Raw genomic sequence first — 20,201 nt, forward strand, 5'->3', positions numbered from 1 at the left:
GGCGTGGGCGGACCGGCGCATCAGTCATGGCGAGCTGCTGCGCAACTGGAGCGTGGTGTGTGCGGCCAACTTTGCCGGCGCCGCCGGCATGGCGCTGCTGGTCTGGCTATCCGGCCACCCGGGCATGAACCAGGGGCGAGTAGCGGTCATTGTGGTGCAACTGGCCAGCGCCAAGTGTGCGGCGCCGCTGGCCACCCTGTTCTGGAAAGGCGTACTTTGCAACATCCTGGTGTGTCTGGCGGTGTGGATGTCACTGGCCGGCCGCAGTGTCACCGACAAATTCATCGCCATCGTGTTTCCGGTGTCGGCATTTGTCGCCGCCGGCTTCGAACACAGCATCGCCAATATGTATCTGATCCCGCTGGCCTTGCTGCTGCGGGATAGCGTACCGCCCGAGCTGGTTTCGCCAGCACTGGGGGTGCTGGGTATGCTGCGCAATCTGCTGGTCGTGATCGCCGGCAATATACTGGGTGGCAGTGTGCTGGTGGCGCTGGTCTATTACCTGATTTACCGTCGCGCGCCCCGACCGCATTAGCCGCAAAAAACCGCCCATTAGGACGGTTTTTTGCGTGCGGCGGGCTATGGCTCAGTTGTTGTCGGCCCAGATCAGGCGCGCGATGGCTGACGAATCCAGCTCGCCCTCTCCCTCGGCTACCAACTCGCCAATCAAGCCGGCAACGCGCTCGGCCTCTGGCAACCGGATACCCAGTGAACGCGCAGTGTCGAGCACGATGCCCATATCCTTCTGGTGCAGTTTGGCCTTGAAGCCCGGCGCGTAGTTGTCGTCGATCATGCGCTGGCCGTGCACATCCAGCACCCGGCTGGCGGCAAAGCCACCCAGCAAAGCCTCGCGCACCGGCGCCGGGTTTACGCCACAGGCTTTGGCCAGCTTCATGACCTCGGCCACCGCGGCGATACCGACACCGACAGCAATCTGGTTGCAGGCCTTGGCCACCTGCCCGGCACCGCTGTCGCCAATATGGGTAATGGTCTTGCCCATGGCCTTCAGCGCCGGCCGCACCTTTGTCAACGCATCGGCCTGACCGCCGACCATGATGGTCAGCGTACCGTTGATGGCACCCACTTCACCACCGGACACCGGGCAATCGAGAAAGTCGATCCCCTTTGCGGCCAACCTGGTAGCAATGTCACGCGCTCCCAGCGGCGAGATGGTGCTCATATCCACACACACCAGGCCGGCTTTGGCCCCTTGGGCAACACCGTCATCGCCCAATAACACCTGCGCCACATCGGCAGTGTCGGAAACATTGGTCACCACCAGTTCAACGTTGGCCGCAAGCTCTGCGGGGCTCGCTGCCCACAAGGCACCGGCATCAAGCAGCGGCTGTGCCGACTCGCGACGACGTGCCCATACGGTTACCTGATGTCCTGCCTTGAGCAGGTTACGCACGCACGGCGCGCCCATAATGCCCAGCCCTATATAACCGACTTTCATTGCATCCCCTTGGTGTTATGCCCGAATCGGGCTTCAGGACTGCAAGGCGGCCGCTGGCGGCTGCCGCAGTGCCAGCCATTGGGCAAAATCCACGCTTTCACCCTTGGCCTGTTGTTCCAGAAAATAGATAAAGGCCAGCACTTCTGCCACGGCACGGTACAGTTCGGGGGGGATGTGGCTGTCGAGGTCGACTTGCAGCAGCAGGTTGATCAGCTCTGGCGAGTCATGCACAAACACGCCGGCATCCTTGGCCTGCTCGATAATGCGCTCGGCCATCTGGCCATAGCCCTTGGCCACCACCTTGGGCGCGTTATCCCCCTCACGGTAGCGCAGCGCTACGGCAGAACGGCGGTTATCAGGTCGATTCTGTTTCATGCTTTACCTGCAGGCTTGCCAGCGCCAGCCCGGCAGCCTCCATCGCGCCAGCCAGTTGCAAGCGATGGGATTCAATCAATGTTCCGGCGGCATCGCTATCGGTAGCAAACACCAGCTGAACCTGGTTGCCGACCATGCGCAGTCTCGCCGCCACCCCGCCCAGTGCCGGCAACTGCAGGTTGAGCTGGGTATGCCAGGCGCGCATTTCTTCCGCACCGCTGGCATCGCGCTCCTGGGTATCATCAGCCTGAATCTGCCACTGCACCTGCTGCCCCGGCCAGGCCATGCCGTTGTAGACGAACTGGCGTTGCTCCAGTGTCTCCAGTTGCCGCTGTACCAGCTGGCCCATGGCGCCCTGCGCTTTGGCTGCGTCCCCCAGCTTGGCTTGCGGCTCCTGCCGCAACTCGTCGAGTGACAGCCGGCCATCGATCCAGGCTTTCTGGTGCGACTCGTAAAACAGGCCGCTTTTTTCTACCGTCTGCTGCAGGCTGGCACTATGCTCGCTACCAGGCTGCTCCGGATTTGCCAGCAGTGCCTTGCCGCTGCTAGTGACTTTGGCATCGGTATCGTAGGCAGCGGCCAACGCCGCCGCCGTGGCGGAGGGACGGCCTCCCGGCTGATTTGCGGCCTGCAGCAAGATATTGAGATAGCGGGTTGCATCACTGAGCGACACCGGTGCTGATTTCGCCATCTCCGGATCCTGATCCAGAGCGACCTGCACAAAGCTGACCACAGGATCAGTCGCACGAACGCGCAATAGTAGCGGATCGGCATTCAGCGCCTTGGAGCCTGGCGGGGCCTGCAAGGTAAAGGCCGCATTCTTGGCCAGTACCACGGCGGAACCATCCGCCAGCCGTTCGGCGACTCGGGCATGTACCCACTCACCCACCTGAAACCCTGCGGTCTTGCCTGCCGGCTGGCTCAAAGTGGCCAGCGGTGTTTCTTCCTGGCTGGTTGCCAGTCGCAAAGCATCCTGCAATGCCGCCGGCACCTCCTGCTGCAAATCCACCAGCGCAAAAGCCAGTGGCTGCAACGAGGCCACGCGAAGGTTCAGCACATTCCCGGCCTGGGCCTGGCTACCTGCCGGCATATTCAACAGGAATGTCTCGCCCTTGATCTGGGCAGCCAGCTTGCCATCTGACAGGCGTTCGCTAACGGTTGCGGCCAGACGCTCGCCACTCGCCAGCTCCGGCAGCCGGGACGGCGTACTGCTGACCTCGATCAGCACCCGCCCTTGTTCGCGCTCCAGCCGCGCCGTTTGCGCCGGGCTGAGCGTGGTATCGCGCGCGGAGGAGGCGCCGGGAAGCAATGGTGAAATCATGAGGTAGAGCTATTGCGGTACAAGGACAGGATCAGTTCGGCTTCGCTGCGTGAAATGCCGCAACGCTCGGCGACGTCGGCGGGGCTGAAGCCACGTTTGAACAACTCGATCGCCTGATTGTAGGGGCTGGCACCCTCGCTACTCGCCACAGGCTGGCTGCTGCGCTGGCTACGCGGCGTCTGCAACTGCTGCTGGGCAATCAGCGCCACATCCTGCAGGCTGCGTTGCAGGTGACTGATCTGCCGCTGCAGATCCTCAATATGCTGCTGACTGAACTCAAGATAGGCAATCCGGCGATAGGCACGGTACAGCAGGTAAGCCACCACGGCGGAGTGGATAACCAGTACCCAAATGATGTAATCCATCTCACACCTCTGGACAGTGAAGGGAGCTCATACTGCAATCTAGCACCCCCAGATGGCTCTAGTGGCAGGAAAACGCGACAAGGAAGGGGGCGTTTTATTGACCGTACGTAGCGTCCAGTTTGCTCTGGTTGCTTATCGCCACTAGCTGGCCTGACAGCTGCTTTTGTTCTAGCTGCGCAAGCATGGTCAGCTGTCGTAGCAGCTGCTGTGCTTGCCCAAGTTCGGCACGCAGAATGTCAGCCTCTACCGCAGGCACCTCTTCTGCAGACAGAATGCGGTAATCCAGTGCGGCCAACTGCTCGCGCCGCTCGGCAAAGCCATCCCAGTCACCACGCTGTGCGAGCAGCAGCATTTCCTGTAACAGGGGAAGTAATAACCTTACCGCCGCTGCATGCCCAGGAGAATCAGACGGCACCATAATTCAGGCCCGATTTACCGCCGTCACTGCTGCCGGCTTGTGGTTTGCCGATTTCCTCCCAAGCGCTCTTGATTTCTCCCAGCAAGTTGGCAACCTCATCCAGCGCGGCGACATCATTTTTGGTGTTGGCCATAAACAAGCGCTCGCAGCAGTAGGTATACAGCGCCGCCAGATTTTCGGCCAACTCTCCTCCTGCATTACGATCGAGAGCCAGTAGCAGACCTTCGTCCACAATGGCGATTGCCTTGCTGATCAGTCGTCCTTTTTCAGCGACATTACCGTTCTCCATGTGGAAACGTGCCTGCTTGATGGCCTGAATAGCGCCATCGAACAACAACAGGATCAGCTTGTGCGGTGAAGCACTTTCCACTTCCAGCTCCAGGCTTTTCTGTCCGTATGCCTTCAGCGCTTGTCTATTCATGTATTACGTCAACTCGATTTTGTGAGGGCCGCCAGTTGCTGCGTCAGGTAGTTACCCGTGCTCTGCATCTGGCTTACGGTGGCATCCAGCGCATTAAACTGCTTACGGTAGCGCGCCTCCGTCTTGGTCAGACGATCGTTCATGCGGTCGCGCTGTTCGCCAATACGCTTGACTGTAGTGTTAAGACCATCGGTCTTGGCATCAATCATCCCAGTCTTGCTTGCCAGCAAGCTATTCAACACACCATCCAGCGCAAAGGCAAAACCTTTGCTGAACTCTACCGTGCCGCGGTCGCCAATAGTACCGCCATTCACTGTGACTGACAGCCCTTCCACCGGGGTACCACTGGCACCTGTCAGTTTATTGCCATCGGCCAATGCAGAGTAACCGCCAATGGTCCCGGATACTTTGTCCGAGCCTGCAACTCCCGTGCCAGTAGAGAACAGACTCACACTACCGACATCAGTTGTCACGCTGTCCAAACCACCAATCACCTCAACTGTTGAGCTGGTGCCGGTTTTAGTCGAACTCAACAGCAGTTTACCGGAGCTATCCACCGACACCGTCACCTTGTCACCCTTGGTGGTCAGCGTGCTATCGGCATTAATCACCTCTTGCAATTTGCTCGCCAGTGTTGCCGGCGTGTAGGTCGCTGCCGGCAAAGTAAGACTCGCCGTGCTATCACCATTGATCTTGACACTGAAGCTGGCCGGCGCCGTCACCACGATGGAACTACCTAGCACAGATGCCCCCAACATGGTTCCGTTCTGCACAGCCGTCAGGTTGATCGCATAATTGCCAGTCTGGGTATTACCTGTTGCCGCGGAGAACTTGATATTGCCGTCGGTTGGCGTCCCCACAGAGCCAAACAATTTCAATACGTCATCCGGGCTTTTATCAATAGCGTCTTGCAGCTTGGTCGTGTTCAGCGCCAGCTTGCCATCCTTGTCAAAAGCCAAACCGATTTCTGCCGGACGAGTGAAAGCACCATCAACATTCTGCACGGCAGAAAAGGCAGTACGAATCTGGTTGCGTATCGCACGGATACTGGCATCCCCGGCCAGCGGTGGCGCCGAGCGTTGCTGGCCTTTAGCGGGGGTGGCACTGGTATCTACATTGCTGACATCACTCAGCGTCTTTTCCAGTTCGTTGTAGCTCTTAACGAAGTCCTGGATCGCCTTGCTGATACCGGAACTGCTACGGCTTACATCGATCTTGGCAGCCGAATCTGTCGCGGCATGTGGCTTTACCAGGGTAAAGGTCAAACCATCCACCGCATCGCTAACGGTATTACTCTGCTTGGTGATGGTCATGCCATCCAGCTCGAAGATGGCATCTTTCGCGGACTGCACCTCGGTCAGCATGGTACCGGCCGGATCATTAGTAAATGCAGACAAACTTGCATCACTGGACTCGACTTTGAGGGTGCTTTTTGTCCCGGTTGCCGTGGTGTACACCAGCCGATTGCCTGTGCCGTCATTCACGATACTGGCAGTGACACCAATATTGGCCTTGTTAACGGCATCGCGGATTCCGCTCAGGCTGGAACCTGCGGGAATGCTCACCGTCTGCGGCACTTTTTCCGGATTCAACGCGAAAGAGGCTCCCGCGGTAGTGCCGAAACTGAAAGTCAACGTTCCGCCACCAATTGCCGTTGTCGTACTGGCAAAGGCTGTCGTAGCTAGTTTCTGGCTCTGTGCCAGTTGATTGACACGCAATAAAAAGCTGCCTGTCCCTGCTGTATTGGAACCAGAAACCTTGACATTGTCTTCAGACGAACTGGTTGCCTGGATAGCATTGAACTTACTGCTGTCTTGCAATGTTTTGGTCGCCGACTGGAATGAAGACAGCGCCCCCTTAACCTGCCCCAAGGCGGAAATCTGCGCCTGGACATTCGCTTCCTTGGTATTGAGCTGCTGCAATGGCCGGGACTCCACCGCCATCAGCTGGCTGATCATATTATCGATGGGCAGGTTGGAACCGATACCCGCAGAGCTCAAAGTAGCCATTACATTACTCCTGTATCACGCACGCTCTTCAAACAGAACACCCAAGACCTTGTCCAGATTTTTGGCGATCCGTAGCACCTCCTCGGAGGGAAACTGGCGAATGACTTCATTGTTGGTGGTGTCCAGCACCTTGACCACCTGAATACCCGAGTCTTGATCAATGCTGAAGTTCAATTCCCGGCCATAAGCCTGCATGGCAGAGCTGACCTTCTCCACCGCCTTGCGCAGCTCGTCGTCAGATGCCGCGGTATCCCGCCCTTTTTCTGCAGTCGCTGCCGCCTGTACGGCTTGCGGAGAAACCGCCACAGCGGCAGAGCGTTGCGAAGTCAGTGCCTGGCCGCGTGCAGCCAGATCTGCAGTATTACTACTTGTGGCCGGGAGCACGCCCGGGCCAGGAAAATTACCCAGAATATTCATCATCACTCTCCATGGGCAAAAACCCGGCAGCCTGGCTGCCGGGTTTAATCATACCGATCCTACCGGCTAGCTTAACGCAGCAGGGACAGCACACCCTGCGGCAGCTGGTTGGCTTGCGCCAGCATGGCAGTACCAGCTTGTTGCAGCACCTGGTTCTTGGTCAGCTTGGCAGTTTCGGAAGCAAAGTCGGCATCCTGAATGCGGCTGCGCGATGCGCTCAGGTTTTCGGACGAAGTCTGCAGGTTCGAAATGGTGTTTTCGAAGCGGGACTGCAGAGCACCGAACTGTGCACGCTGGCCGTTGATCGACTGCAGGGCAGAGTCAACAATCTTCAACGCCTTCTGTGCGCCGGCGAAGCTGGAGATATCCAGCGACTGCACCGAGTCGAGTGAGGAGTTGGTGATTGCAGCGGCGGCATCATCAGAAGTCAGGCCGGTACCAGTGTCGGTAATACCGAAGCTCTTGTCGGAGTTCAACGACAACTGACCGGCAATCATGGTGTCACCAGCAGTCCCGGCGGTGGATGCCTGAGCCGAACCGAGCAATGCACCGGTCGACTTGTAGGTATCCACGGTCACAGTGCCGGTAGAGGCCGCGGTAGAACCCAGGGTAATGTTATTGCCATTCTGGTTGGTCAGCTTGATGCCGCCGTTGGCGCTGTCGTACTCGGCGATCACGCCAGTTTTACCAGTCTGGGCATTGATGGCATTGATCGCACCGGCATAATCATCGGAGGAGGTAGCGGTCGCGCCCATGCTGACGGCAACGGTTACGGCAGTTGCATTGTCGGACTGCAGCGTCAGGGTGTAGTTCTTACCGCCCTGCAGCGCCACGTTGGCCGTGGTGGTTGCACTGGCAGTCACACCAGTCTTGGCAGTGTTGGCGTTGATTTCGGCGGCGACACTCTGCGCGGAGGAAGTCGCAGTAGTGGCAGTTGTGGTGTAAGAACCCAAGCCGCCATCGATCTTGATGGTTTTAGCGGCAGTAATCGGGTTGGTCGCAGCACCCGCGAATGCCTTGACGGCCGGAGCAGTGGCGGTAACCGAGTTGTTACCGTAGTTACTGGTACGGAAGTTGGTACCGGTAGCAGTAATGGTCTGGCCGGCGTTGGCTCCAACCTGGTAAGTCAGGGAACCGGAAGTACCATCCAGCAGTTTCTGGCCGTTGAATTCGGTCGTCTGGGCGATGCGGTCCAGTTCCGAAGTCAGCTGACCAACTTCAGACTGCAGTGCCTGACGGTCAGTGGCGGAGTTACTGGAGTTGGAAGACTGCACCGCCAGTTCGCGGATACGCTGCAGGATATCGCCGGAAGAAGACAGTGCGCCTTCGGCAGTCTGCGCCATGGAGATACCATCGTTGGCGTTACGGCGGGCCTGGTCCATACCGCGGATCTGGCTGGACATACGCTCGGAAATGGCCAGACCGGCGGCATCGTCCTTGGCGCTGTTAATGCGCAGACCAGAAGACAAGCGCTGCAGGGTGGTGCTCAGGGCATTCTGGGAGCCGGACAGGTTGCGTTGTGCATTCAGCGAAGCAACGTTGGTATTGATGGTCAGCATGGTAGTGCTCCTTGATTTTCATTCAGTGGGGCGTTGAGCTGTCGGCCCCATGCCGATGCTACCGCCTTCATGATGTTTATCGTCGCGACCCACGCTTACTTTAGGGGTGATTAACAAGTTTTTTACGCTTAAAGCAGGTAATTTTTCGCTCACCTGCAAGCAAATACTTATCACTACCTCAACAAGCCAATTATCAGTGCGACATCTGCCCTCGTTATAGGCAGCAATAGCAGCTGCCGCGACAGCTACCGCTAGCTTTCCTGCGCGCAAAGTGCGGCCAACAGCGCCTGCACCTTGGCCATCCCATCCGCAAGGGCATCGTCGGCAAAATGGATGCGCTCGTGGCTGCTGCCCTTACCTGCCGCCCAGTTGGCGATGTGGCAGACATGCAGGTACTGCAGCCCCATTTCGCGCGCCAAGGCGGCCTCCGGCATACCGGTCATCCCCACCATATCGGCACCATCGCGCTGCAGGCGCAGAATCTCGGCGGCAGTCTCCAGCCGCGGCCCCTGGGTCACCGCGTAGACGCCGCCATCGATACAAGGCACCGCACTGCGGCCAACGGCAGCCAATACCTGCTGGCGCATCGCCGGATCATAAGGATGGGTAAAGTCTACCCGCACCAAAGGACGATCCGGTCCTTCATAAAAGGTGTGCTTGCGCCCCCAGGTGTAATCGATGATGTTGTCCGGCATCACCAGCATGCCCGGGGCCATGTCCGGGCGGATCCCGCCGACACTACCGATCGCCAGTACCTGCTTTACGCCGACACTGTGCAATGCCCAGATATTGGCGCGGTAATTCACCTCGTGCGGCGCGATCGAGTTGCCATAACCGTGACGGGCCATGAACACCACGTTATGACCACCGATATGGCCGAACGTCAGCGCACAAGACGGGTCGCCAAACGGAGTACGCACCACCTGCCGGTGGGTGATCTGCAAGATGGGTAGCTGGGCGAGGCGGCTGCCTCCAATGATTGCAAGCATGATTGTTATCCTTATTGTTCACTTTTGACCAAGGCGGCACTATTCCGCTCGTAACGGCAGCAGCAGCAGCCAATGCTCCACCTTGGTCATACCGGCCTGCTGAAAAGCCTGGCTGCACTGCTCCAGATAGGTCGGCAGATGAATATTGACCCGGTAAAACAGATAGATCAGTTCGATGATTTCATCCTGTGCCAGGGCACGGCCACGAGCCTGCATCAGCCCCGCCAGCCAGAAGCGCAAGGTCAGGTATTCAATACACATGATCTGCACTTCGCCCACCAGCCGGCGGGTCCACGGGAACAATGCGCTGGCAGCATGGTTAAACAGAACCCGCCGCAACGTGGCGTCGATATCCTCGATATTGCCCGTGGCAGCAAACTGGCGGGCGATGCCGGCATCTCCCTCCTCCCCCGCGCCGCTGACCAGGCCCTGCAACGCCTCTTCGATCAACTGCAGATAGCGCGGATTGCGGAAATCCAGATCGGAACGCACACGACTGGCTGCGGCCAACACCTTGACATGCAACAGGTCGTGGCGACGCAGCCCCCCCAGCTCTTGCAGCAGGCCACCGTCCAGCAGTTGTCGCTCCCAGTCGGCCAGCACTGCGGTCACCTGCGCCTCATCGGCGCCGCCATCGTGGAATAGCGGTTGTAAAACTTCCGCCAACAGCAACAGCACCGCCAGCGACTGCCAGGCCGGCAGCTCCGCAGTGGCCAGCACGGACAGATAGAAGTCGCGCACCTGGCGCGAGGCGGCCCACTCCACCTCCGGACGGCCCTTACCGATCATCGCCTGCCGTACCGGCTGTTGGCTCAAGTGCAGCTGCAGCGCGTCGTCATCGGAAAGCAGCAGTCGCGCGATCTCCGGGCAGGCTGGCGAGGCGTACTGCTCCAGTTGTCCACCCAGCGACTTGGTCAGCCGCGGAAAGGTCGAACAGACATCCGGCAGCATCTGCTCGCCACACTTCTGCTGCAGACGGCAAAGCCCTTCGGCATTCAGCAATTCACAGTTTCCGCGTTCGTCATCCTGCTTGGCGAGAAAGCCATAGTCGCCACTACCGGACTTGCCGGCACCGCGCTGCAGCGCGTGCATGATCACCGGTTTGAGCTCCTTGTCCGGCAGCCCTTTCAGGCGCACATAGGTGTCGTGGTCGACGTTCACTGCCCAGCCATGACAACAATCATCCGGGCATGCCGCTCCCAGACAGGAAAACTTCTCCAGATAGGCGGGGGCCACCACTTCCAGCATCTTTGTCTGCGACATCGTCATCTCTCTGCGTTTGAATGTTTCTGGTTCCAGCTTGGCATACCCGGCGGGAAAGCAAAATGAAAATGCCCGCAAACGCGGGCATTCCAGATAAATCGCAAGCTTACTTCAGCGCATGAATCGCCGGCAGGTTACGCCAAGCGCCACGGACGTCCATGCCGTAGCCGAACACGTAGCGATCCGGCACGTCGATGCCGACAAAGTCGGCGGCGATCGGTTTTTCCTTGCTGATCAGCTTGTTGGCAAACACGCCGCTGTAGAACGCCTTGGCGCCCATGGCCATGACTTTGTCGCGGATGGCGGCCATGGTATGGCCTTCGTCCAGGATGTCGTCCAGCACCAGCACCACGCGGTCACGGACGTCTTCCTTCGGCGCGGTTTTCCACACCAGCTCGCCACCCTGGGTCTTGTCGCCATAGCGCGATACGTGCACGTAGTCGAAGTCCAGCGGGAAGATCAGCCGCGGCAACAGCTGGCCGGTGAACACCACCGCACCGCCCATCACGGACAATACCAGCGGATAGGTTTCACCCAGCTCCTGGGTGATTTCGGCCGCCATGCGGTCCACCGCCGCGCTGACTTCTTCGGCGGTAAACAGGATGTCGGAGCTATTGAGGATACCGCGTGCTTCGGCGACGTTCGGCATGATGTTTCCTTTCAAAATACAAGCGCCGCCTTTATGGACAAGGCGGCGCAAAAAGTCAATGTGGGGTTTTTATTGCTGTGCGCGGGCAGCCAGATAGGCGGCAAACTCGCGGCCAACCTCGTAGTGTTTCAGGCCCAGTTCGACGGTGGCCTTCAGGTAGCCGATCTTGGAACCGCAGTCGTAACGCACACCATCGAAAGCGTAGGCCAGCACCGGCTCGTCCTTCAGCAACGCGGCGATGGCATCGGTGAGCTGGATCTCGCCGCCGGCGCCTGCCGGGGTATTGAGCAGCTTGTCGAAGATACGCGGCGTCAGGATGTAACGCCCCACCACCGCCAGATTGGACGGCGCCACGTCCGGATGCGGCTTCTCCACGATGCTGGTCACCTGCTCGCGTCCCTGCGCGTTCGGCTGGATTTCCACAATGCCGTAGGAGCCGGTTTCCTCACGTGCCACGGTTTCCACCCCCAGCACCGAGCTATGCGTCTCGTTGAACACGCGCACCATCTGCTCCACTGCGCCCGGCTCGCCGTCGATCAGGTCGTCGGCCAGAATCACTGCGAACGGCTCGTCGCCCACCACCGGCTTGGCACACAGCACCGCGTGGCCCAGGCCCAGTGCCTCGGTCTGGCGGATGTAGATGCAGCTGACGTTGTCCGGCACGATGCCCTGCACCAGCTCCAGCAGCTTTTTCTTGTTGCGGTTTTCCAGCTCGGTTTCCAGCTCGTAGGCCTTGTCGAAGTGGTCTTCGATGCTGCGCTTGTTGCGACCGGTGATGAAAATCAGCTCGGTAATACCGGCGGCCACCGCCTCTTCCACCGCGTACTGGATCAGCGGTTTGTCGACGATGGGTAACATCTCCTTGGGGCTGGCCTTGGTGGCCGGCAGGAAGCGGGTGCCCATACCGGCAACCGGGAAAACGGCTTTAGTGATTTTTTGCATATTGGCTGAGTGTTTCAACACAAGCATTCGCGAATGGCCGACATTGTAGGCGTTTTAGCCGCCGCTCTCCAGCAAGGCCAGCAGCCCCGCCTCGTCCAGCACCGGCACGCCCAGCTCCAGCGCCTTGTCGAGCTTGCTGCCCGCCTCCGCGCCGGCCACCACGTAATGGGTCTTCTTCGACACGCTGCCGGAAACCTTGCCACCGGCGGCCTCGATCAGCGCCTTGGCCTGATCGCGGCCCATGGTCGGCAGCGTGCCGGTCAACACGAAGGTCTTATCCGCCACGGCGGCATTGACGATGCTCGCCTCTGCCTGCGGCAGCTCGGTCAGGATGGCGCGACAATAGCCGGCAATGGACTGCAGCGCGGCACGGTTGGCCGCATCGTCCAGCCAGTCGGCCAGCGCGTTGACCACCTCGGCCGGCAGATCGAGCTTGATGATGTCTACCCGCTGTAGCGCGGCCAACGTGGCCAGCTCGCCTTGCTGCGCCGCCAGCTGCTGCGCGCGCACTTCGGTCAGACGCGGCACGCCGAGGCGAGCATACAGGTTGGCCGCCGCCAGTTTGTCGCGCAGCTGTGCCTTGGGAGCGTGCTCGTCCGCAGGCCTCACGCCGGCAGCCAGCAAGGCGTCGATCACCTGCTCGTTTTGCGCTTCGGCAAAAAACTCGGCGATGGCATCGGCCACCACGCCGCCGATGTCCGGCAGTGCCGCCAGTACCGCGCGAGGCGCGCGGCGCACGTTGTCCAGCGTGCCCAGCCAGTCGGCCAGGGTCTTGGCGGTGGATTCGCCGACATGGCGGATGCCCAGCGCAAACAGCAGCCGCGCCAGCGGCGGGGTCTTGCTGGCGGCAATGGCGTCGATGAGGTTTTCCGCCCACTTGGTCGCCACTTTGCCGGCCTTGACGGTCTCCGGGGTGATGCCTTCCTGCTCGTCGGCGCGGCGCTTCATCGCCAGCAGATCATCCAGCGTCAGGCGGTACAGATCCGCCACGCTGGCGACGTAGTCGAATTCCACCAGCTTGTCGATATAGCGTTCGCCCAAACCATCGATATCCATCATGCGGCGGCCGGCAAAATGCTGGATCGCCTGCGTGCGCTGTGCCTTGCACACCAGCCCGCCGGAACAGCGCGCAATCGCCTCGCCTTCCTCGCGTACCACGTGGCTGCCGCATACCGGGCAGGCGATAGGCAGGCGATAGGCGGGGTACATCGGCTCTTCCCCTGCGCTGAACAGGTCGCTGCCGGAAGTTGGCCGCATCGGGCGCTCGGCCAGCACCACCGATACCACTTCCGGAATCACGTCGCCGGCGCGGCGCACGATCACCGTGTCGCCGACGCGCACATCCTTGCGCCGCACCTCGTCCTCGTTGTGCAGCGTGGCGTTGGTGACAGTCACACCGCCGACGAACACCGGCTGCAGCCGCGCCACCGGGGTGATGGCGCCGGTGCGGCCAACCTGCTCCTCGATCGCCTCCACCCGGGTCAACGCCTCCTCGGCCGGAAACTTGTGGGCAATCGCCCAGCGCGGTGCGCGCGACACGAAGCCCAGCCGTTCCTGCAAAGCGCGGCTGTTGACCTTGTACACCACGCCGTCGATCTCGAACGGCAGGCTGGCGCGCTGCGCCAGCACGCCTTCGTAATAGCCGGCCAGTCCTGCGGCGCCTTGCACCACCGGTCGCAGCGCGGCAGCCACCACCGGAAAACCCAGTGCCGCCAGCCAGTCCATCTCGCCGGCGTGGCTGTCCGGCCAGTCGGCGCCCTCCACCTGGGCGATGGCGTAGGCGAAGAACGACAGCCGGCGCTGCGCGGTGATTCTGGAGTCCAACTGCCGCAGGCTGCCGGCGGCAGCATTACGCGGGTTGGCGAAGGTCTTGTCGCCACGCGCGCGCTGCGCATCGTTCAGCCGCTCGAAATCGCGCTTCAGCATCAGCACTTCGCCACGCACCTCCAGCAGCGCTGGCACGTTGGCCGCCTGCAGTTGCAGTGGCACCGAGCGCACGGTGCGGATATTGGCGGTGACGTTTTCGCCGCTGGCGCCGTCGCCACGGGTGGCGGCCTGCACCAGCACGCCGTCGCGGTACAGCAGGCTCACCGCCAGGCCGTCGAACTTGGGTTCGGTGGCGTATGCAACGTTGGCCGCGGCCAGATCCTTGCTTACCCGCTCGTCGAAGGCGATCAGCTCGGCGTGGCGGCTGGCAAAATCCGCCAGCTGCATATCGGAAAAGGCATTGGACAGCGACAGCATCGGTACCGTGTGGGTCACGCTGTCGAAGGCAGGTAGCGGCGTGCCGCCGATGCGCCGGGTGGGCGAGGCATCACTGGCCAGCGCCGGACAGTCGGCTTCCAGCTGCTGCAGTTCGCGGAACAGCCGGTCGTACTCGGCATCCGGTACCGTCGGCGCGTCCAGCACGTAATACTCGTGGTTGTAGCGTTCCAGCAGTGCGGCCAACTCGCGGACGCGGGCTTCGATCTCGGGGGTAGGCTTGGTCATGAAAGGCCCCAAATGCAGCACGCCGGCAGCGCCGGCGTGTCAAAAGTGAATCGTCTGGACAGCTCAGGCAAACAGCCGCAAGGCGGCGACGCTGCCCGGTGCAATGCCGCGATCATCCATATTGCCGTAGATGCGGATCAGCTGTTCGCGGATGTGGGCGATGCCCTGCTCGCTCAGCTCGCGGCGGTTGTCGTCCATCAGACGGGCATTGAACTCCTGTCCCAGAACACGGGCGAACTGCATGGCGCGATCGAATACCGCCACCCCGCCGGCAACGCGCGGCACATCGAACAGCAAGGTCAGTGCCGGGAAATTCTTGTCCAGCAGCGTGTGCATGGTGAACGGCGTCTGGTCGGCCGAAGCCAGCGAGAATAGAGTGTTGCCGGAGTCCGACAGGTAGTGGAACTGGCCATCCGGCTCCAACTGCAGGCCGGCGGCTTCGGCCACGCTGCGCAGACGGGCGCCGGAAATCGGCGAGGTCGGCACAATGCTGATACCGATCAGCACATCGACATCGACACAGAAGCGGTCCAGCTCGCGCGCGGCCACCAGCTTTTGCTGCCGCTGTGGAAAGCTGACCTGCGCGCCCTGCTGCTCGGCATAGTGGCCGACCTGCTGGCAGAAGCTGGCCAGCTCCTGCTCGGTCACCGCGCCGCTGCGGTCCACCAGCTGCAGACCGAAATTCACCTGTTTGTACGGTGTGCCCGGCATGATTTCCGCCGGCTTCCACAAGCCGCGATCGGTACGCAGCAACACCTGCACGCGCTTGGCAACGTTGAAACGCGGCAGGCTGTTGAGCACATGCGGCTGCGGGAACACCACTTCGGCGATGAAATCCAGTGACGGATCCAGCAACGACACCACCAGTGCCTGATGATCGGCGCTGTCCAGCTCGGCCAACGGCGGCTCTTCCATCACGGCCACCGGCTCCGGCTCATAGCGGCTTACGCTAGGCGGCGGCGCCTGGTCGTTCAGGTAGGCGGGGGTATCGTCGTCTTCGTCCAGCAATACCGGCTCCAGCCGCTCCTGGCGGCCATCGCGGACATTGTTCTTGGGCACATCCAGCAGCGCATCGGCGTGGTGTGCAAAGGCCTGGCGCGTTTTCTTGCGAAAGCGCCACTCCTGGTAAAAATTGAGGCCGTATACCAGCGCAATCACCAACGCGCCAAGCAACAGCAATCCGATTTGTATTTCGCTCATTGAGCTTTATCCACAGCGGCAGCCAGTCTATAGGACAGCATTATAACAAATGCCGGCAATGGCACGCGGGCCGAAGCGGGCCATCATGCCTGTTTTTTATTCACTTTCCTGCAAGTTGAAGCGTACCGGTTGTTCGACCTCGGCGACAACCACCTTACCGCCTTCCTGCTGCGGCTGAAACCGCCATTGCCACACGGCGGTCATTGCCGCCTTGTCCAGCCGGCGAAAACCGCTGGAGCGCAGCAGCGCCACATCGCTGACCGCCCCCTGCGTATCTACCGTCAAGCGCAACCACACCACGCCGGCCTCGTTCAGTTCGCGCGACAGCGGTGGATACTGCGGCCGCGGCGCCGAGAGCAGCCGCGCCTTATGCGTTTCACCACTGCCACCCGCCGCGGTACCGCTCGGCGATGTGGTACTGCCCGGCATTGCACTGGCGCCGACGGTTGCCGCAGCTGGCGCAGTGCCGGTTGTTGCGGCAGGAGCAGGCGCCGGAGCCGCCGCAGCGACCGCCGCCACGGCGTCCTGCGGCCTCGCCTGTTCCGGTGAGAGCACCGCCGTTGCCGCTAGCGTTGCTCGCTTCGATGGCATCGCTGCCGGCGTTGGCCGCACGGTAGCCGGCGGCCGCGATGCGGCTTGCGCCAACTGCGGCTGCGCACCAGCGGCGTGCCCCTCCGTCTTCGCGCCAGCTCCGGCCGCGTCAAGCCGCAACTCCAGCACGAACGGCACGGATGGCGCCAACGGTGGCCATAGCGTGCTGGCGAGCGCAGCCAGCAACAGCGCGTGCAGCAGCAGTGACAGCAATAGCGCCAGGCGCATGACTAGCCGGTTTCGCGCATCTTCAGCGCTTCCACAATATCCACCGCCACGATGCGGCTGACACCCTGCTCCTGCATGGTCACCCCCACCAGTTGTTCGGCCATTTCCATGGTCAGGCGGTTATGGCTGATGTACAGGAACTGGGTTCCCTGCGCCATCTGCTTCACCAGATCACAGAAGCGGCTGGTATTGGCGTCATCCAGTGGCGCATCCACTTCGTCCAGCAGGCAGAACGGCGCCGGATTGAGGCTAAACAGCGAGAACACCAGGCTCATCGCGGTCAGCGCCTTCTCGCCACCGGACAGCAGGTGGATGGTGCTGTTCTTCTTGCCCGGCGGCTGGGCGATGATCTGGATGCCGGCGGACAACAAATCGTCGCCGGTCAGTACCAGCTCGGCGCGGCCGCCGCCGAACAGCGTCGGGAAAAACTCGCTCATCTTGGCGTTCACCGCCGCATAGGTCTGTTGCAGCATGTCGCGGGTTTCGCCGTCGATCTTGGCGATCGCCTCTTCCAGCGTCGCCATCGCCTGCAGCAAGTCATCAGTCTGGCTGGCAAGGTACTCGCCCCGCTTGCTGGCTTCTTCCAGCTCCTGCAGCGCCGCCAGGTTGACGGCACCCAGCCCTTCGATGGCGCGTGCCAGCCGGGCGATTTCCGCCGCCAAGGCATTCGGTTTTACGTTGTCGTTCAGATGCGGCAGCAACTCGGCTTCGTCCGCACCGGCGGTCTGCAGTTCCTCGCTGAAACGCTCCAGATTGAGGCGTGCTTCCTGGTGCTTGAGCAACCAGTCCGAGCGCGCCTCGCGCAGGGCCGGCAGCGCCGCGCTGACTTCCTGCTGCTTTTGCGTGTGCTGGCGCAAGGTTTCGGTCAGCGCGTTGAGCGCATCGCGCGCGGCGGCCAACCCGTGCTCGCGGCTTTCGCGGATGGCCAGTGCTTCCTGCAAGGCATCGTCCGGCGCGGCTTCTTCCACGCTTTCGGCCTCGATGGCCAGGGTCTCCAGCCGCTCGGCCAACTGCAGGTCGCGGTCTTCCAGCTCGCGGGCGCGGCGCGCCAGCTCGGCTACCTTCTGCTCGGCAGTGGATTGTGCCAGGCGAATTTCATGCACCATGCGTTCGGCATCGCGGGTGCGGTTACGCGCCAACTCCAGTCCGGTTTCGGCATTCAGCCGCGCCAGACGCACTTCTTCCAGCGCATCCTGCAGCTCTTCCAGCTGCATGGCGTTTTCCTCGGCCTGCAAACCGGCTTCGGCGATGGTTTCCTGTCCGGCCTGGCGCTCTTCCGCCAGCCGCGCCTGTTCGGCATGGATCGCCGCCAGCCGCGCCGCGCCCTGCCGTGCTGCCTGATCCAGCTTCACGTGCTCCAGCGTGACCGCGTTCAGCTCGCCCTCCAGCCGTGATACCGCGCCTTTTTGCGCGCGCACCGCCTCGGCCAGCATGCCCAGCGTGGCCACCACGCTGTCACGGCGGCGTTGCAGCCCGGCGATTTCCGGCTGCAGCTGTGCCAGCCGCTCGGCGGCGGCATCACGCGCCGCCTTGCGTGCCATCATGCCGTCACCACTGCCGGCAGCATGGAAGCTGACGCTGGCCCGGCTGATGCGATGCCCTTCCGGCGTGACCCAGCACTCGCCGGCCGCCAGCTCGCCGCGACGGGAGATCGCTTCCTCCAGCGTGCCGGCACAGTAAACCCCGGCCAGCCAGTCCGCGACCGCGGCATCGAACGGAACGGCCACCTGCAATTGCGCCAGCAAACGGGTGCGGCCAACGTTGGCCTCCGGCTGCGGCGCAACCGCATCCACCAGCGTCAACGGTGCCGGCGGCAACGCGTCCGGCAAAGTCGCCGCTCGCGCCGCCAGCCGCTCGGCCAGTATGGCTTCGACCGCCACCCGCCACTGCTCGTCTACCTGCAGGCTTTGCCACAGCGCTGGCGCGTCCGCCAGCTGCTGCGCCTGCAGCCAGCCGGCCAGCTGTTCGCCGGCGGCCTCTCGCGCCAGCACCGCGTCCAGCGCCGCCACTTCGGCTTCGGCACGGGCGGCATCGGCGCCCAGTTGCGCCAGCTGTTTATCCAGTTGTTCACGCTCGGCAGTCAGGTCCGCCTGCTTGGCTTCGTCGGCGGCCAACCTGGCGCGCACCGCCTCCAGCGCAGCCTGCGCGCTGCTCACCTGCTCATGCGCGGCCTGCAGGGCCGCGGCATCCGGCAGGTTGAGATCGGCCAGTTCGCGGCGCAGCGCGTCTTCGCGCCCCGCCAGTTGCTCGATATTGCGCCGCAGGTGCTCGCCCTGCTGGCGCGCCAGATCGCGCTCGCGGGTGAGGTTGGCAATCTGTGCTGTCATCTGCGCCAGACGCTGGTCGGCGACGCGGAATTCCGCCTCGGCGGACGGCAGGCTGTCGGCGCCATCCTCCAGCCCCATCTGCGCCTCTTCCATGCGCAATTGCGCCTCTTCGCGCCGCGGCAGCCAATCGTCCAGCTCCGCCGCCACCTGCGCCTGGTGCTCGGCCAGTTGCTGGCGCTCGTTGCGCGCGTTGCTCAGTTCGCGTGCCAGGCGTTCGCTGCTTTGCAGGCGGTGACGCTGCTGTTCTTCCAGCCGCGCCAGCGTGGCGTTGGCCTCGAACAGCGCCTGCTGCGCCTCGTGTACCGCGTCGCTGGCGGCATAGTGCGTCTCGCGCACGGTTTCCAGCTCGGTTTCCAGGTGGGTGTGCGCCGCTTCCAGCGCGGCTTCTTCGGTCTCGATGCGCGCCAGCTCGCCGCGCGCGGCGGCTTCCTGCCGCGCGGCTTCTTCGCGCCGCGCCAGCGCCAGCAGGTTCTGCTTGAAGGTCAGCGCGCCGCGCATGTCCTGATAGTTGGCCGCCACCTCGGCCTGCTCGGTGAGCTTTTCCACCTGCCGCGTCAGTTCCAGCTTGAGGTCTTCGATGCGGGTGAGGTTGTCGCGGGTGTCGGCGAGACGGTTTTCGGTTTCGCGGCGTCGCTCCTTGTAGCGCGACACGCCGGCGGCCTCTTCCAGGTAGGCGCGCAGCTCTTCCGGTCGTGCCTCAATGATGCGCGAGATCATGCCCTGCTCGATCACCGCGTAACCGCGCGCACCGACACCGGTACCGAGGAACAGGTCGGTAATGTCGCGGCGGCGCACCTGCTGATTGTTGATGTAGTAGCTGGATTCGCCCTGCCGCGTCAGCACGCGCTTGATCGCCACTTCGCTGTACTGGCCCCACGGCCCCACCAGCTGTCCGTCGGCGTTGTCGAAAATCAGTTCCACCGAGGCGCGCGACACTGGTTTGCGGGTAGACGAGCCGTTGAAGATCACGTCCTGCATTGACTCGCCGCGCAGTTGCTTGGCGGAGGATTCACCCAGCACCCAGCGCACGGCGTCGATCACGTTGGACTTGCCGCAGCCGTTGGGGCCGATCACCGCCACCAGCTGGCCGGGCACGGCGATATTGGTGGGGTCGACAAAGGATTTGAAGCCGGCAAGCTTGATATGGGTAAGGCGCAAAGCGTGATCCGCAAAAAGATTGA

General features: G+C 62.0%; 18 protein-coding genes. 1 reads left to right on the forward strand and 17 read right to left on the reverse strand.

Annotation, left to right across the window (positions count from 1 at the left end; translation table 11 throughout):
* A partial coding sequence (locus HU218_RS14605) for a formate/nitrite transporter family protein (protein ID WP_174875682.1) occupies positions 1-535 on the forward strand: 535 nt, incomplete at its 5' end.
* A gap of 51 nt (positions 536-586) precedes the next feature.
* On the opposite strand, the gene HU218_RS14610 is transcribed toward HU218_RS14605, so the two are convergent.
* From HU218_RS14610 to smc, 17 genes are all read right to left on the reverse strand, one after another.
* The gene (locus HU218_RS14610) at positions 587-1,456 is read right to left on the reverse strand and encodes an NAD(P)-dependent oxidoreductase (protein WP_174875683.1); all 870 of its coding nucleotides are present in this window, start codon (positions 1,454-1,456) and stop codon (positions 587-589) included.
* A 33-nt stretch (positions 1,457-1,489) separates the two neighbouring features.
* Entirely contained in the window at positions 1,490-1,831 is a 342-nt protein-coding gene (locus tag HU218_RS14615; protein WP_174875684.1) for an EscU/YscU/HrcU family type III secretion system export apparatus switch protein, read from the reverse strand.
* The gene (gene fliK / locus HU218_RS14620) at positions 1,812-3,152 is read right to left on the reverse strand and encodes a flagellar hook-length control protein FliK (RefSeq protein ID WP_174875685.1); all 1,341 of its coding nucleotides are present in this window, start codon (positions 3,150-3,152) and stop codon (positions 1,812-1,814) included. The genes HU218_RS14615 and fliK overlap by 20 nt, the downstream gene beginning before the upstream one ends.
* Positions 3,149-3,517, reverse strand: a complete 369-nt coding sequence (locus tag HU218_RS14625) for a DUF2802 domain-containing protein (RefSeq protein WP_174875686.1) — start codon at positions 3,515-3,517, stop codon at positions 3,149-3,151. Before HU218_RS14625 ends, fliK begins: the two co-directional genes overlap by 4 nt.
* A 94-nt stretch (positions 3,518-3,611) precedes the next feature.
* On the reverse strand, positions 3,612-3,935 hold the full coding sequence (gene fliT, locus HU218_RS14630; protein ID WP_484606982.1) for a flagellar protein FliT: 324 nt from the start codon (positions 3,933-3,935) through the stop codon (positions 3,612-3,614).
* Complete coding sequence (gene fliS, locus HU218_RS14635; RefSeq protein ID WP_174875688.1) at positions 3,922-4,356, reverse strand: flagellar export chaperone FliS; 435 nt, start codon at positions 4,354-4,356, stop codon at positions 3,922-3,924. The genes fliT and fliS overlap by 14 nt, the downstream gene beginning before the upstream one ends.
* A gap of 8 nt (positions 4,357-4,364) precedes the next feature.
* Complete coding sequence (fliD, locus tag HU218_RS14640; protein WP_174875689.1) at positions 4,365-6,365, reverse strand: flagellar filament capping protein FliD; 2,001 nt, start codon at positions 6,363-6,365, stop codon at positions 4,365-4,367.
* 15 nt (positions 6,366-6,380) lie between these two features.
* Positions 6,381-6,785, reverse strand: a complete 405-nt coding sequence (locus HU218_RS14645; RefSeq protein WP_174875690.1) for a flagellar protein FlaG — start codon at positions 6,783-6,785, stop codon at positions 6,381-6,383.
* Between the two features lie 68 nt (positions 6,786-6,853).
* Positions 6,854-8,341, reverse strand: coding sequence for a flagellin (locus tag HU218_RS17085; RefSeq protein ID WP_174875691.1), 1,488 nt, complete (start codon positions 8,339-8,341; stop codon positions 6,854-6,856).
* A gap of 251 nt (positions 8,342-8,592) precedes the next feature.
* Positions 8,593-9,330, reverse strand: coding sequence for an S-methyl-5'-thioinosine phosphorylase (locus HU218_RS14655; RefSeq protein ID WP_174875692.1), 738 nt, complete (start codon positions 9,328-9,330; stop codon positions 8,593-8,595).
* Between the two features lie 39 nt (positions 9,331-9,369).
* The gene (gene fliB, locus HU218_RS14660; protein ID WP_174875693.1) at positions 9,370-10,593 is read right to left on the reverse strand and encodes a flagellin lysine-N-methylase; all 1,224 of its coding nucleotides are present in this window, start codon (positions 10,591-10,593) and stop codon (positions 9,370-9,372) included.
* 106 nt (positions 10,594-10,699) lie between these two features.
* Positions 10,700-11,242, reverse strand: a complete 543-nt coding sequence (locus tag HU218_RS14665) for a hypoxanthine-guanine phosphoribosyltransferase (protein ID WP_174875694.1) — start codon at positions 11,240-11,242, stop codon at positions 10,700-10,702.
* A gap of 69 nt (positions 11,243-11,311) precedes the next feature.
* The gene (gene galU, locus HU218_RS14670; protein WP_174875695.1) at positions 11,312-12,184 is read right to left on the reverse strand and encodes a UTP--glucose-1-phosphate uridylyltransferase GalU; all 873 of its coding nucleotides are present in this window, start codon (positions 12,182-12,184) and stop codon (positions 11,312-11,314) included.
* A gap of 54 nt (positions 12,185-12,238) precedes the next feature.
* Entirely contained in the window at positions 12,239-14,674 is a 2,436-nt protein-coding gene (gene ligA, locus HU218_RS14675) for an NAD-dependent DNA ligase LigA (protein ID WP_174875696.1), read from the reverse strand.
* A gap of 63 nt (positions 14,675-14,737) precedes the next feature.
* Positions 14,738-15,874, reverse strand: coding sequence for a cell division protein ZipA (locus tag HU218_RS14680; RefSeq protein WP_174875697.1), 1,137 nt, complete (start codon positions 15,872-15,874; stop codon positions 14,738-14,740).
* A gap of 96 nt (positions 15,875-15,970) precedes the next feature.
* A complete protein-coding gene (locus HU218_RS14685) occupies positions 15,971-16,693 on the reverse strand; it encodes an energy transducer TonB (RefSeq protein ID WP_174875698.1) in 723 nt (240 codons plus the stop codon).
* Positions 16,694-16,695: 2 nt separating this feature from the next.
* Positions 16,696-20,178: a chromosome segregation protein SMC gene (gene smc, locus HU218_RS14690; RefSeq protein WP_174875699.1), complete on the reverse strand. Its 3,483-nt coding sequence runs from the start codon at positions 20,176-20,178 to the stop codon at positions 16,696-16,698.
* Positions 20,179-20,201: the final 23 nt, after the last annotated feature.

Origin of the sequence: Vogesella oryzae, assembly GCF_902829295.1 — a bacterium.
GTDB lineage: Bacteria > Pseudomonadota > Gammaproteobacteria > Burkholderiales > Chromobacteriaceae > Vogesella > Vogesella oryzae.

Coding starts and splice junctions, on each gene's coding strand:
- HU218_RS14610 (WP_174875683.1), bottom strand. CDS start 1,456: ATGAAAGTCGGTTATATAGGGCTGGGCATTATGGGCGCGCCGTGCGTG.
- HU218_RS14615 (WP_174875684.1), bottom strand. CDS start 1,831: ATGAAACAGAATCGACCTGATAACCGCCGTTCTGCCGTAGCGCTGCGC.
- fliK (WP_174875685.1), bottom strand. CDS start 3,152: ATGATTTCACCATTGCTTCCCGGCGCCTCCTCCGCGCGCGATACCACG.
- HU218_RS14625 (WP_174875686.1), bottom strand. CDS start 3,517: ATGGATTACATCATTTGGGTACTGGTTATCCACTCCGCCGTGGTGGCT.
- fliT (WP_484606982.1), bottom strand. CDS start 3,935: ATGGTGCCGTCTGATTCTCCTGGGCATGCAGCGGCGGTAAGGTTATTA.
- fliS (WP_174875688.1), bottom strand. CDS start 4,356: ATGAATAGACAAGCGCTGAAGGCATACGGACAGAAAAGCCTGGAGCTG.
- fliD (WP_174875689.1), bottom strand. CDS start 6,365: ATGGCTACTTTGAGCTCTGCGGGTATCGGTTCCAACCTGCCCATCGAT.
- HU218_RS14645 (WP_174875690.1), bottom strand. CDS start 6,785: ATGATGAATATTCTGGGTAATTTTCCTGGCCCGGGCGTGCTCCCGGCC.
- HU218_RS17085 (WP_174875691.1), bottom strand. CDS start 8,341: ATGCTGACCATCAATACCAACGTTGCTTCGCTGAATGCACAACGCAAC.
- HU218_RS14655 (WP_174875692.1), bottom strand. CDS start 9,330: ATGCTTGCAATCATTGGAGGCAGCCGCCTCGCCCAGCTACCCATCTTG.
- fliB (WP_174875693.1), bottom strand. CDS start 10,593: ATGTCGCAGACAAAGATGCTGGAAGTGGTGGCCCCCGCCTATCTGGAG.
- HU218_RS14665 (WP_174875694.1), bottom strand. CDS start 11,242: ATGCCGAACGTCGCCGAAGCACGCGGTATCCTCAATAGCTCCGACATC.
- galU (WP_174875695.1), bottom strand. CDS start 12,184: ATGCAAAAAATCACTAAAGCCGTTTTCCCGGTTGCCGGTATGGGCACC.
- ligA (WP_174875696.1), bottom strand. CDS start 14,674: ATGACCAAGCCTACCCCCGAGATCGAAGCCCGCGTCCGCGAGTTGGCC.
- HU218_RS14680 (WP_174875697.1), bottom strand. CDS start 15,874: ATGAGCGAAATACAAATCGGATTGCTGTTGCTTGGCGCGTTGGTGATT.
- HU218_RS14685 (WP_174875698.1), bottom strand. CDS start 16,693: ATGCGCCTGGCGCTATTGCTGTCACTGCTGCTGCACGCGCTGTTGCTG.